The sequence below is a fragment of the Dankookia rubra genome, from assembly GCF_004355005.1.
Lineage (GTDB): Bacteria > Pseudomonadota > Alphaproteobacteria > Acetobacterales > Acetobacteraceae > Paracraurococcus > Paracraurococcus ruber_A.
Genome location: NZ_SMSJ01000060.1, coordinates 17,773 through 29,981, shown reverse-complemented (window position 1 = coordinate 29,981; position 12,209 = coordinate 17,773). Strand labels below are relative to the sequence as shown.

Here is a 12,209-nt window from a genome sequence, read left to right as displayed (position 1 = left end):
GCCGCCGCGCGGCGGGCGGCGGCCTCCGCCTCGGCCCGGAGCCGGGCGATTTCGGCCCAGGGGTCGGCCGATGCCGGCGCGGCCTCGGCCCAGCGCCGCCGCCGCTCGCCCAGCACCGGATGCGTGCCGTCCGGCCCGGCCGGGCCGACCACGCCCTCCGCCTCCAGCCGCCGCAGGAAGCTGGCTGCCGCGGCCGGCGTCGCGTCCAGCCCGCGCGCCATGCCCTCCGCGGTTAGCCTCGCCTGGCCGCGCACCCAGGGCAGCGCATCCTCGTAGCGCAGGAAACGGGGCATCGGCGGGCCGGCCTTTCATTGGCAGTCTGGTCAGTCCCATGCCCTATAGCGGTCCGATGATGACCCGGACGCGAATCTGGCCGCTTGTTGTTCTGCTGGTGCTCACGCCGCCCGCCGCCGCGCAGGATTGGGGCGCCTGCCGGGAGGCGGTGGAGGCCGCGGAGCGCGCGGCCGCTCTGCCCCCCGGCCTGCTGCACGCCATCGCCCGCACCGAGAGCGGCCGGCGCGACCCCGCCACCGGCCGCATCGAGCCCTGGCCCTGGGCGCTGAACGCCGCCGGCATGGGCATGCATGCGCCGAGCCGCGCCGAGGCCGTCGCCACCGTCGCCGCGCTGCAGGCCCGCGGCATCCGCTCGGTCGATGTCGGCTGCCTGCAGGTGAACCTGCTGCACCACCCCGGCGCCTTCGCCTCGCTGGAGGAGGCCTTCGAGCCCATGGCCAATGCGCGCTATGCCGCGCGCTTCCTGCGCGAATTGCAGGGCCGGGCCGGCGGGGAATGGAGCCAGGCGGTGGCCTGGTACCATTCGGCGACGCCCGATCGGGGCGAGGCCTACCGGCTGCGGGTCATGGCCAATCTCGGCGGTGGCCTGGCCGGGCTGCCGGCCGCCGCGCCGCGGCTGCCGGCCGTGCTGCGGCCCGCCCCGGTGGCGCCGCTGCTCGCCCCGGTCGCACTGCGCATCCCGGTCTTCGTGCCGCAGGCCCTGGCGCGCCCGGTCGCCCCCGCGGGCCCGTCGGCGGCGAAGCCGGTGCCGCTGCTCGGCACCGGGCCCCGCGTCATCACCCTGCGGGGCGGCTGAACCGCGAATGATCAACGCTCGTCATGGTTGAGAAAGATATCTCGTCGCAAGGTGTAAATAGTTAATCACAGTCTCAATTGCATATACCAGGTAGAAAAAAGTACGACCTTACCGGCTCCTGGTTGATCACGCCGGGGCCGGTTGGCCTGGGCATCCGCCGGGCCGCCACCCAGCCGAAGGAAGGTCCCATGTCCCTGACGTACCTCTATCTCTCCGCCCGCGCCCTGGTCACCGACCGCAAGGGCGTCACCGCGCTGGAGTACGGCCTGATCGCCGCGCTCATCGCCACCGTGATCATCGGCGCCGTCACCACGCTCGGCACGAACCTCAGCGGCGTGTTCACCAACATCGCCGGCAACATCGCCGGCAAGGGCGCTGCGACCGCACCGTAACCCATGGACGTGCCGGCAGGGTCTTCTCCTGCCGGCCCGCCGATCCCTCGTGCCATGACCCTGATCACCCTCATCCCGCTTGGCGCTGGCATGGCTCTGCTGGCGGCGGCGCTGCACGACATCGCCGCGCGCACCATCCCGAACGGCCTCAACCTCGCCATCGCCTGCGCCGGCCTCGCCGCGCGCGCCCTGGCCGGCGACCTGCTGCCGGGCCTGGTCGCGGCCGGCCTGGTCTTCCTGCTGGCCCTGGCCGCCTGGCGTTGCCGGGTCATGGGCGGCGGCGACGTGAAGCTGCTGGCGGCCTGCGCCCTGCTGGCATCGCCCGCCGCGGTGCCCGGGATGGTGCTGGCGGTGGCGCTGGCCGGGGGCGTGCTGGCGCTCGCCTATCTCGGGCTGCGGCCATTGGTGCCGGCGCCCGCCCCGGCGCGGCCCGCCCCCCTGCTCGCTCGCGCCCGCCGGGCCGAGGCCTGGCGCATCCGCCGCCGCGGCCCGCTGCCCTACGGCGTCGCCATCGCCCTTGGGACTTTCTTCACGCTCCTCGGCTGAAGGTGCCGCCCATGCTTCTCCGCGTCCTCCTCTTCGGCCTTCTCCTGCTCGGCCTCGCCGGCTTCGGCGGCGTCGCCTGGTACAGCCTGCGGCCCGCCGAGGCCCCGCAGGCGGAGGCGCCGCCGCCGCCCGCCAAGGCCAGCTTCCTGGTCGCCGCCCGGCTGCTGCGCGCCGGCAGCCTGATCAAGCCGGAGGATTTCGCCGGCCAGGAGCTGGAGATCGGGGCCGCCCCCGCCGGCGCCCGCCGCGACAGCCGGGAAGCGCGGGCCGAGCTCTTCGGCGCCATGGTCCGCCGCAGCCTGCCGCCCGGCGACCCGATGCTGGCCGAGGACGTGCTGCGTCCGGGCGACCGCGGCTTCCTCGCCGCCGTGCTCGGGCCCGACATGCGCGCGGTCTCGGTCGGGGCCGATGCCGTCTCCGGCACCGCCGGGCTGATCTGGCCGGGCGACCGCGTCGATGTCGTGCTCACCCAGCAGCTCAGCGACGACACCCTGCCCGCCCATCGCCGCGTGGCGGGGGAGACGGTGCTGCCCGACATCCGCGTCATCGCCATCGACCAGGCCCTGGTCCAGGGCGCCATGGGCGAGGGACCGGAAGGCAACCGCCAGGTCCGCACCGTGACGCTCGAGGTCACGCCGAAGCAGGCGGAGCGCGTCGCGGTGGCGACCCGGCTCGGCCGGCTGGCGCTGGTCGTCCGCTCCGCCAGCGGGGCGGAAGCGCCGGCCGACACCACCGCCACCATCACCTGGGGCGGCGACGTCTCGCCGGCGCTGCGCGCCGGGCGCGGCGCCGCCGAGGCCCCGCCCCAGACCCTGCAGATCTTCCAGGGCGCCGCAAAACGCGAGGAGTTCCGCTTCTGATGCGCATCGCCGGACTTCTGGCGCTACTCCTGCCCGCGCTCGCCGCGGCGCAGGACGCGCCGCCGCCCCGCCCCGCCGCGCCGCCCATGCGGCAGCTGACGCAGGACAACAGCGCTGCGCTGCGCGCCGGCCTGCCGCTGGCGATCGAGGCCGGGGCCGGGCGCATCCTGCAGCTCAACCGCGCCGCCGGCTCGGTCTTTGCCGCCGATCCGCGGGTGGTGGAGGTGCGGCCGGCCAGCCCGACCAGCCTTTTCCTCTTCGGCGTCGCGCCGGGCCGCACCACGATCGCCGCGATCGACGGCCAGGGCGCCGCGGTCGCGCAGTACGAGGTGACGGTGCGCCCCTCCGGCTTCGGCGCGGGGGAAGCGCAGTCGACCCTGTCCCGCCTGCTGCCGGGCAACCGCATCCGCGCCGAGCAGCGCGGCAACGGCATCGCCCTGCTCGGGGAGGTGGCGACGGCCGCCGAGGCCGAGCAGGCCGCGAACATCGCCCGCGGCTACCTGGCCGATGGGCAGAAGCTCGACAACCGGCTCTCGGTGCTGGGCCAGGTGCAGGTGAACCTCAGGGTCCGCATCGCCGAGGTCTCGCGCGAGGTGACCCGGCAGCTCGGCGTCGACTGGCAGGCGATCGGCCGTTCCGGCAACTTCGCGCTCAGCCTGCTGACGCGGAACGCGCTGTTCGACGCGATCAACCCGTCCAGCACGATCGCCGCCGGCTGGACCGACGGCAAGTCCGACATCAACGGCATCATCGATGCGCTGGCGCAGGACCGGCTGATCACCGTGCTCGCCGAGCCGAACCTGACGGCAATGAGCGGCGAGACCGCGAGCTTCCTGGTCGGCGGCGAATTCCCCATTCCCGTGGCGCTGCGCGACAACGTCGTCAGCGTGCAGTTCAAGCAGTACGGCGTCAGCCTGGCCTTCGTGCCGACGGTGATATCGCAGGGCCGCATCAGCCTGAAGGTGCGGCCCGAGGTCAGCGACCTGACCGAGCAGGGCGCGGTCCGGCTCAGCTCCGGCAATTCCTCCATCCAGATCCCGGCCCTGACGGTGCGGCGGGCGGAAACGGTGGTCGAGCTCGGCAGCGGCCAGAGCTTCGCCATCGCCGGGCTGCTGCAGGACAATGCCCGCACCCTCGGCCGCGCCCTGCCGGGGATCGGCGAGGTGCCGGTGCTCGGCGCGCTGTTCCGCTCCGACCGCTTCCAGCGGAACGAGACCGAGCTGGTGATCATCATCACCCCCTATGTCGTCCGTCCGGCGAGCGAGGCCGTGGCGCTGCGCGCGCCGACCGACGGCTACGCCCCGCCCGACGATGCGGACCGCATCCTGATGTTCCGCCAGCTCGCCCGCCAGCGCGGCCTGCCGCCCCGCCTGCCCGGCGAGGCCGGCTTCGGCCTGAACTGAGGAGGCCGCCATGCATATCCGCCTTCTGCTGGCCCTGCCGCTGCTGGCGGCGACCGGCTGCGCGCAATTCGATCCCTACCGGCGGGAAGGCACCTGGCGCCCCTCCGCCGCCAACGAGCAGAACCTGGCGACCATGGCCGTGGCCCCGGCCGAGCGGGTGCGCGGCACCGGCGCCGCGGGCGCCATGGGCTTCACCGCCGCCGGCGCCATCGAACGGCTGCAGGCCGACCGGGTGAAGCCGCTGCCGGATACCGGCGTGGCGCGGATCATCACCGTCCCCGGCGGGGGCAGCAACTGATGCCCGACCATGCCTTCCCCGACCAGCCAGAGGACCAGCAGCACCGGCCGGAGCGCAAGGCGCTGGTCTGCTTCGCCGCCGATGCGGAGACCGAGGAGGCACTCCGCGCCGGCCTGTCGGAAGCCCTGCGGCAGGACGCCGAATTCCGCCGCGCCGACATCACCCGCGCCATCGCCGCATTGCGCGAGATGCCGACGCCCTGGACGCTGGTGGTCGATGTCGCCGGCCACCCGCAGCCGCTCGCGGCGCTCGAGGACCTGTCGCAGGTGGTCGAGCCCGACGTGCGGGTGCTGGTGGTGGGCGACCGGGAGGATGTCGGCTTCTACCGGCAGCTGACCCGCGGCCTTGGCGTCGCCGACTACCTCTACAAGCCGTTGACGACGGCCATGGTGGCGGAGAATTTCGGCCCCGTGGTCACCCGCCGCCGCTTCACCGCGGCCCCGGTGCGCGGCGGCCGGCTGCTGAGCGTGACGGGAGTGCGCGGCGGCGTCGGCGCCTCGACCATCGCCGCCAACCTCGCCTGGTACCTGGCCAATATCGCGCACCGGCACAGCGTGGTGCTGGACGCCGACCTGCATCGCGGCACCCAGGCGCTGCTGCTCTCGGCCCCGGCCGGGCCCGGGCTGCGCAACGCGATCGAGCATCCGGACCGGGTCGACGAGCTCTTCGTCGAGCGCGCCGCGATCGCCGCCGGCGACCGGCTGCACCTGCTGGCGGCCGAGGAAGCCCTGGCCTCGCCGCTGGCCTATGCGCCTGGCGCCGCAGAGCGGCTGGTCGCCATGCTGCGCCGCCGCTACAATTTCATCCTGGCCGACGCGCCCTTCGCGGCCGACGGCATGGGCCGCGAATTGCTCGACCTGGCGCAGCACCGCATCCTGGTGCTGGAGCCGACGCTCGCCTGCATCCGCGACACGCTGCGCCTGCTGCAGCTGGAACCCGGGCCGGGCCAGGCCAACCGCCCGCTGCTCGTGCTGAACCGCGCGGGACGCAAGGGTGGCCTCTCCGCCGGCCAGGTGACGGAGGCGCTGAAAATAGACCCCGACATCGTCCTGCCCGACCTGCCGAAGCGGCTGGAGGAGGCGGCAACGCTCGGCCAGCCCGCGGCGGCGGCAGGTGGCCCCTTCCGCGAGGCGATCGCCCGGCTGGCCCGTGCCGCCGGCGGCGTGGGCGAGGACGCGCCGGCCCGCAAGGGCATCCTGGCGCGGTTCCGCCGATGAGCAACGCCCTCGTCCCGAGCTTCGGCCGCAGGCGGCCGGAGCCGGCGCCGAGCCCTGCCGGGCCGGTCATGCGCCAGGCGGCGGAGGCGGCCGCACCGGCCGCACCCGCGGCCAGGCCCGGCCCGGGTGCCGGCGCGCCGCTGGCCGAGTTGCGCGCGCTCTGCCTCGCGCGGATCGACCCCGCCACCGTCGCCACCATGGCGCCCGACCGGCTGGCGGCCGAGGTCGAGCGGCTGCTGGCCGAGGTGGCGACCGAGCAGCGCATGCAGCTGAACGCGCGGGAACAACGGCAGCTCGCGCTCGACCTGGTCGACGACATGCTCGGCCTCGGCCCGCTCGAGCCCTTGCTGGAGGACGAGGCGATCACCGACATCATGGTCAACGGCCATGACAAGGTCTTCGTCGAGCAGCGCGGCAAGGTGGTGCTCTCCGGCATCCGCTTCCGCGACAACCAGCACCTGGCGAACATCGCCCAGCGCATCGCCGCCGCGGTCGGCCGCCGGATCGACGAGAGCAGCCCGATGGTGGATGCCCGGCTGGCCGATGGCAGCCGCGTCAACATCGTCTTCCCGCCGCTCGCGATCGACGGGCCGGCCGTCTCGATCCGCAAATTCGCGCGCCGCGTCATCGACTTCGACAAGCTGGTCGAGTACGGCGCGCTGACCCGCCCGATGGCGAGGGCGCTGCAGGTCGCCGCCCGCTGCCGGCTGAACGTCGTCATCTCCGGCGGCACCGGCTCCGGCAAGACCACCATGCTGAATGCGCTCAGCCGCATGATCGACCCGGGCGAGCGGGTCGTGACGGTCGAGGACGCGGCCGAGCTGCAGCTGCAGCAGCCGCATGTGGTGCGCCTCGAGACGCGGCCGCCGAGCCTCGAGGGCCGCGGCGAGGTGACGCAGCGCGACCTGGTGCGCAACGCGCTGCGCATGCGGCCGGACCGGATCATCCTCGGCGAGTGCCGCGGGCCGGAGGCCTTCGACATGCTGCAGGCCATGAACACCGGCCATGACGGCAGCATGAGCACGGTGCACGCGAACACCTCGCGCGATGCGCTCATCCGCATCGAGAACATGGTGATGATGGGCAGCTTCGGCCTGCCGACCAAGGCGATCCGCACGCAGATCGCCGGCGCCGTGGACCTGATCCTGCAGGTCGAGCGCCAGCGCGACGGCTCCCGCCGCCTGGTGCAGGTGACCGAGCTCGTCGGACTGGAGGGCGACGTCTTCACCCTGAACGACATCTTCCAGCTGGAGCATGAGGGCGAGGACCAGGACGGGCGTCTCCGCGTGCGCTGGAAGGTCAGCCGCGCCCGGCCGGCCTTCATGCCGCGCCTTGCCTATTTCGGCCAGGAACGCGCCTGGGCCGCGGCGCTGGAGGAGGCGGAGCGGTGAAGGGGCTGCTCTTCGCCGGCGCCGGGGCGCTCGGGCTCGGCCTGCTGGTCGTGCTCGGCCTCGGTGCCCTGCAACGGCAGGACCGGCACCGGGCACGCGTCGCCGCCGTGGTCGGGCCGCACTGGCCGGCGGGCCTGGCCGCCCCGCCGCGGCGGGGCTGGCTGCAGGGCATGGCGGAAGCGCCCTGGCTCGCCAGCCTCACCGGGATCTTCGGGCTGCAGCTCGACCGCGCGGCGGAATACCCGGTGCGCTGGTGGATCATCCCGCTGGTCGCCTTGCCGGCGGCGCGTGCCGCGGCGGGCCTGGCGGCGCTGCTCGGCGGCGACCTGCTGCTGCTGGCGGCACCGGTCTTCTGGTTCTGCAGCTGCCGCTGGGCCTTCGCCTGGCTGGACACGCGGCGGGTCGAGACGCTGTTCCGCCAATTTCCCGACGCGCTCGGCATGGTCACCCGCGCCGTCCGCGTCGGCATCCCGGTCAGCGAAGCGATCCGAAGCGTCGCCCGTGAAGCGCCGAAGGAGACGGCGGCAGAGTTCCGGCGCATCGCCGACCGGCTCTCGATCGGCCTGCCGATCGACCAGGCCCTGGCCGAGACCGCGCATCGCAACGGCGTGCCGGAATACCGCTTCTTCGCCACCGCCCTTGCCCTGCAGAACCAGACCGGCGGCGGACTGGGCGAAACGCTGGAGAACCTGGCCGAGGTCATCCGCAAGCGGGTTGCGCTGAAGGAGCGCGGCCATGCCCTGGCGGCGGAGGCGCGGACCTCGGCCGGCATCCTGGCCATCCTGCCCTTCTTCACCTGCGGCGTCCTGGCGGTGCTGAGCCCGGGCTACATCGCCATGCTGTTCAACGACCCGGGCGGGCAGCGCGTGCTATCCGCCGCCATCGGCCTGCTGCTGATCGGCATCCTGATGATGCGCAGCATGATCAAGCGGTCGCTGTCATGACCCCCGCCCTGCTCGGCGCCGGCGCCGCGGCGCTGCTCGGCTTCGGCCTGGCCACCGCCTGGCTGCTGCGCGCCATAGGCCGCGAACAGCGGGTCAGCGAGCGCCTGCTGGCGGTGCAGCGCAGCGCCGGGATCGACCAGGTGGCGCTGCCCTGGTCGGCGCAGCGGGCGGCACTGCGCGGCCTGGCCGGGATCGGCCGCCTGCTGACCGGGGGCGGCATCCTGTCCAGCCGGACGGTGGCGGAGCTGGAGCAGACCCTGATGGCCGCGGGCTTCCGCGGCGACCGGGCGCTGGCCATCTTCGTCGGCGCCAAGGTGCTGCTCTTCCTCGGCCTGCCGCTGGCTGCCGCGGCGATGCTGCGATTCCTCGGCGCCGGGCAGCAGGCCTGGGCCCTCGGTCTGCTGGGCGCGGCGATCGGCGGGCTGCTGGCGCCGGACATGATCGCCAGGCGGCTGCGGAAGCGCTACCTGCGGGAGCTGGAGCGCGGCCTGCCCGACGCGCTCGACCTCATGGTCATCTGCTCGGAGGCCGGGCTGGCGCTGGAAGCCGCGGTGGAACGGGTGGCGGCGGAGATCGGCCCGGCCAACCGCGCCGTCGCCGCCGAATTCTCCGTCTGCAGCAGCGAGCTGCGGATCCTGTCGGACCGCCGCGCGGCGCTGATGAACATGGCCGAGCGCACCGGCCTGGAGCTGCTGCGCCGGCTCGGCACCACCCTGGCGCAGACCCTGCAATACGGCACGCCGCTGACCCAGGCGCTGCGCACCCTCTCGGCCGAGATGCGGCAGGACCAGCTGGTGCGGTTCGAGGCCCGCGCGGCGAAGCTGCCGGTGCTGCTGACCGTGCCGATGATCCTCTGCATCCTGCCGACCCTGTTCCTGGTGGTCGCCGGGCCGGCCATGCTGCAGGCCATGCGGCTATGGTGAGGCGCCTGCGGCGGGATGCGCGCGGCGCCACGGCGGTGGAATTCGCGCTCGTCGGCTCGGCCTTCTTCGCCGTGCTGCTGCTGCTGATGGAGGCCTGCTGGCAGGTCGCCGCCGGCGCCGCGCTCGACATGGGGGGCCGGGAGGCCGCGCGCTGGGCCGCAACCGGCCAGGCGCCGCCGGCCGGCTTCAGCGCCACCGGCTATGTCGCCGACACCATCCTGAAGACCTCCGGCCTGCCGCTCACCTCGGCCGGGCTGAGCGTGACGGCGGAAAGCTTCCCGGGCTTCGGCGCGCTGGCCACGCCCGCCGCCGCCAAGCCCGGGCTCGGCGGGCCGAGCGACGTGGTGCGCTACACCGTCGTCTATCGCAGCCGCGGCCTGACGCCGATCGGCCGCGCGCTGCTGCCGCTCGGCCTGCTGCAGATCCAATTCGTGATCCTGGCGAAGAATGAGCCTTATCCGGCGGGCTGACCCGCGACGCGGCGCGGCGGCGGTGGAATTCGCCCTGCTCGTCCCGCTGCTCATGCTGCTGTTCGGCGCGACGGCGGAGATCGTCATCCATATCCGCACCTGGTTCCGCCTGGAACGCACGGCGGCGGAGGTGGCGAACGTCGCCAGCCAGTTCGACGCGCTGGGCACGGCCGATCTCGCCGGCCTGTTCGACGCGGCCAGGGCGATCGCGGCGCCGGTGACCGCCTGGTCCGGCGGTAGCGGCACCGGCCGCGCCCGGACCATGATCGGCGTGGTCAGCGGCACGGCCTCCGGCAACAGCCTGGCCTGGTCCTGCTCGCGCGGCGATGCCGGCCTCACCAACCTCGTCGCGGGCAAGGCAGCCCTGCCGAACGGCTTCGTGGTGCCGAGCGGGCAGAGCGTGCTGGTGGTCGAGGTGATCAATGCCGCGACGCCCTGGTCCATCATGGCGGCGCCGATCTTCTTCGGCACCGTCGGGCCTGGCCCGGTGCGGACCTATGCCATCGTCCGGCCGCGCACCGCGGCGCTCACCTCCATCAACGGGGCCTGCCCGTGAGGCGCCTCGGCCGCCGCGGCACCATCGCGGTCATGGTGGCGCTGCTGGCGGTGCCGCTGATCGGCATGGTCGGCATCGCCACGGACGGCGCCCGGGCCTGGCTGCTGCGGTCGCGGATGCACACCGCGCTCGACGCCGCGGCGCTGGCCGGCGCGCGCAACATCAGCCTGACGCCGGCGGAGCGGGATGCCGAGGTCGCGGCGATGTTCTGGACCAATTTCGGCATGGGCAGCACCGGCTACACGCCGGCCAAGGCGACCGGCCAGGCCTGGCGCGGCTTCCTCGACGCCTCGACCACGCTCGACCCGCCGCTGGTGGCCGACAGCAGCACCATGCGCGTCAGCGCCCGCGCGGTGCTGGACACGACCTTCGCCCGGGTGCTCGGGGTCAGGACGCTGACGGTCGCCGCCTCGGCCGAGGCGCGGCGGGCCGATATGGGGATGGAACTCGCGCTGGTGCTCGACGTCACGGGGTCCATGGGCTCGAACCTCACGCCGAGCCCGATCGGCAGCGCGACGACCAACGGCACCAACATCGACGCGCTGCGCCTCGCCGCCTCGGATCTCGTCAACATCCTCTATGGGACGCGGACGACGGTGCCGAACCTCTGGGTCTCGGTGGTGCCCTATACCACCACGGTGAACATCGCGCCGCAGCGCACCGGCTGGCTCGATCCCGGCAGCCGCGACCTCACGCGCTATGCGCCGCGCGGCTGGACCGGCTGCATCGAGGCCCGCGCCGCGACCGGCAACGACCAGACCGACGCGCCGCCGGGCACCGAGCCGTTCAAGCCCTTCTTCTGGACCTCCACCCTCGGCAAGTACACGGTGAAGAACGGCGCGGTGCCGGGCGACAACGACTGGGCGGCCTCGCTCACCGGCACTAACGGCATCTCCGAGATGTACCAGGACATCAGGGAGAACAACAACACGGGCCCGAACAGCGGCTGCCCGCAGGTGCCGATCCTGCCGCTGACGGCTTCAAAGGCCAGCGTGCTGAACCGCATCATGGCGCTGCGCTCCACCTTCCGCGGCGGCACCATGCACAATGTCGGGCTGCAGGCGGGCTGGTTCACCCTCAGCCCGCGCTGGCGCGGGCTGTGGACCACCGGCACGCTCGATGCCGGGGCGGATACCAGCCCCGCCACGCTGCCGCTGAACTACAAGACGCAGTACATGCAGAAGGTCGTCGTGCTGATGACCGACGGCCAGGCGAATTGGAACGACTGGGGCGGCGGCGCCCCGGGCGATTGCAGCGACACCAGCACGAACAATGCGGCGACGCCGGCCGGCGCCCCGCCGCTCCGCCCGCTTGGCTGCCCGAAATCCGGCTACCCCGGGAACGTCACCGTCGCCGTCGGCGCGCCGCCGATCCAGGACGCCGCGGGCAACAACAACAGCGACTACTCTGGCTATGGCCGGCGGCTGGAGAACCGCCTCGGCATCGCCCAGCCGCTGACCGCGGCGCGGATGACGGCCGAGCTGAACGGCCGGATGTCCAACCTCTGCACCGCGATGAAGCAGCAGGGGATCATCGTCTACACCGTCACCTTCAACCTGACCGACACGGCGACGCAGGGCCTGTTCCGCGGCTGCGCCAGCCAGCCGGACTACTGGTTCAACAGCCCGACCCAGGCCGACCTCCGCAACGCCTTCCGGCAGATCGGCTCGCAGCTCGCCAACCTGCGGCTGCTGCGATGAGCGTTCTTCACCGCGCGGCAAGACCTGCCGGGGTAATCGAGAGGGGAAAAGGACCCGTGCCGAAAATGGTACCCACCGCCCTGCCGCATCGCCTCACCGCGCTCCTCCTGCTCCTGCCGCTGCTGGCCGCCTGCCAGCCGGCGCGGAAGCCGGATGCCCTCTCGCTCGAGAGCCGGCTGCGGCTGGCGGCAACGCTCGACGGCCCGCGCGGCGGCGCCGCCTCGGTCGAGGTGCTGCGCGAGGCGGTGCAGCGGGCGCCGCAGGACGGCGCGCTGCGCGAGAAGCTGGCCCTGGCGGCGGAACGCGCCGGCCGGGACGGCGAGGCGGCGCAGGCGCTCGGCGAGGCGATCGCGCTGCTCGGGCCGACCCCGTCGCGGCTTCTGGCGCTCGGCCGGCTCGAGCTGCGGGCCGGCAATGCC

Annotated in this window: 14 protein-coding genes; 13 read left to right on the top strand and 1 reads right to left on the bottom strand. The window is 73.7% G+C overall.

The features are described from left to right. Nucleotides 1-293 (bottom strand): hypothetical protein (locus E2C06_RS26580; RefSeq protein WP_206664698.1); only part of this gene is annotated, 293 nt, incomplete at its 3' end. 38 nt (nt 294-331) lie between these two features. On the opposite strand from E2C06_RS26580, the gene E2C06_RS39780 reads away from it, so the two are divergent. The 13 genes from E2C06_RS39780 to E2C06_RS26515 all read left to right on the top strand — a co-directional run bounded on the left by E2C06_RS39780 (nt 332) and on the right by E2C06_RS26515 (nt 11,790). Beyond that, on the top strand, nt 332-1,090 hold the full coding sequence (locus tag E2C06_RS39780; RefSeq protein WP_241671484.1) for a lytic transglycosylase domain-containing protein: 759 nt from the start codon (nt 332-334) through the stop codon (nt 1,088-1,090). A gap of 188 nt (nt 1,091-1,278) precedes the next feature. Then, a complete protein-coding gene (locus E2C06_RS26570; protein ID WP_133291613.1) occupies nt 1,279-1,482 on the top strand; it encodes a Flp family type IVb pilin in 204 nt (67 codons plus the stop codon). 54 nt (nt 1,483-1,536) lie between these two features. Beyond that, nucleotides 1,537-2,028: a prepilin peptidase gene (locus E2C06_RS26565; RefSeq protein ID WP_133291612.1), complete on the top strand. Its 492-nt coding sequence runs from the start codon at nt 1,537-1,539 to the stop codon at nt 2,026-2,028. Between the two features lie 11 nt (nt 2,029-2,039). Continuing rightward, nucleotides 2,040-2,888, top strand: coding sequence for a Flp pilus assembly protein CpaB (gene cpaB / locus E2C06_RS26560; protein ID WP_133291611.1), 849 nt, complete (start codon nt 2,040-2,042; stop codon nt 2,886-2,888). Then, nucleotides 2,888-4,291, top strand: coding sequence for a type II and III secretion system protein family protein (locus tag E2C06_RS26555; protein WP_133291610.1), 1,404 nt, complete (start codon nt 2,888-2,890; stop codon nt 4,289-4,291). The genes cpaB and E2C06_RS26555 overlap by 1 nt, the downstream gene beginning before the upstream one ends. 10 nt (nt 4,292-4,301) lie before the next feature. Continuing rightward, nucleotides 4,302-4,589, top strand: coding sequence for a hypothetical protein (locus tag E2C06_RS26550; RefSeq protein ID WP_133291609.1), 288 nt, complete (start codon nt 4,302-4,304; stop codon nt 4,587-4,589). After that, nucleotides 4,589-5,806 carry an AAA family ATPase gene (locus tag E2C06_RS26545; RefSeq protein WP_133291608.1) on the top strand — a complete coding sequence of 406 codons (1,218 nt, stop codon included), beginning with the start codon at nt 4,589-4,591 and terminating at the stop codon, nt 5,804-5,806. Before E2C06_RS26550 ends, E2C06_RS26545 begins: the two co-directional genes overlap by 1 nt. Then, nucleotides 5,803-7,197 carry a CpaF family protein gene (locus E2C06_RS26540; RefSeq protein ID WP_133291607.1) on the top strand — a complete coding sequence of 465 codons (1,395 nt, stop codon included), beginning with the start codon at nt 5,803-5,805 and terminating at the stop codon, nt 7,195-7,197. Before E2C06_RS26545 ends, E2C06_RS26540 begins: the two co-directional genes overlap by 4 nt. Then, nucleotides 7,194-8,141 (top strand): type II secretion system F family protein, encoded by a 948-nt coding sequence (locus E2C06_RS26535; protein WP_133291606.1) that lies wholly within the window; start codon nt 7,194-7,196, stop codon nt 8,139-8,141. The genes E2C06_RS26540 and E2C06_RS26535 overlap by 4 nt, the downstream gene beginning before the upstream one ends. After that, on the top strand, nt 8,138-9,064 hold the full coding sequence (locus E2C06_RS26530; RefSeq protein ID WP_133291605.1) for a type II secretion system F family protein: 927 nt from the start codon (nt 8,138-8,140) through the stop codon (nt 9,062-9,064). The genes E2C06_RS26535 and E2C06_RS26530 overlap by 4 nt, the downstream gene beginning before the upstream one ends. Further along, nucleotides 9,058-9,534: a TadE/TadG family type IV pilus assembly protein gene (locus E2C06_RS26525; RefSeq protein WP_133291604.1), complete on the top strand. Its 477-nt coding sequence runs from the start codon at nt 9,058-9,060 to the stop codon at nt 9,532-9,534. Before E2C06_RS26530 ends, E2C06_RS26525 begins: the two co-directional genes overlap by 7 nt. Continuing rightward, on the top strand, nt 9,512-10,090 hold the full coding sequence (locus E2C06_RS26520) for a TadE/TadG family type IV pilus assembly protein (RefSeq protein ID WP_133291603.1): 579 nt from the start codon (nt 9,512-9,514) through the stop codon (nt 10,088-10,090). The genes E2C06_RS26525 and E2C06_RS26520 overlap by 23 nt, the downstream gene beginning before the upstream one ends. Continuing rightward, nucleotides 10,087-11,790: a TadE/TadG family type IV pilus assembly protein gene (locus tag E2C06_RS26515; protein ID WP_133291602.1), complete on the top strand. Its 1,704-nt coding sequence runs from the start codon at nt 10,087-10,089 to the stop codon at nt 11,788-11,790. The genes E2C06_RS26520 and E2C06_RS26515 overlap by 4 nt, the downstream gene beginning before the upstream one ends. Nucleotides 11,791-12,209 lie beyond the last annotated feature (419 nt).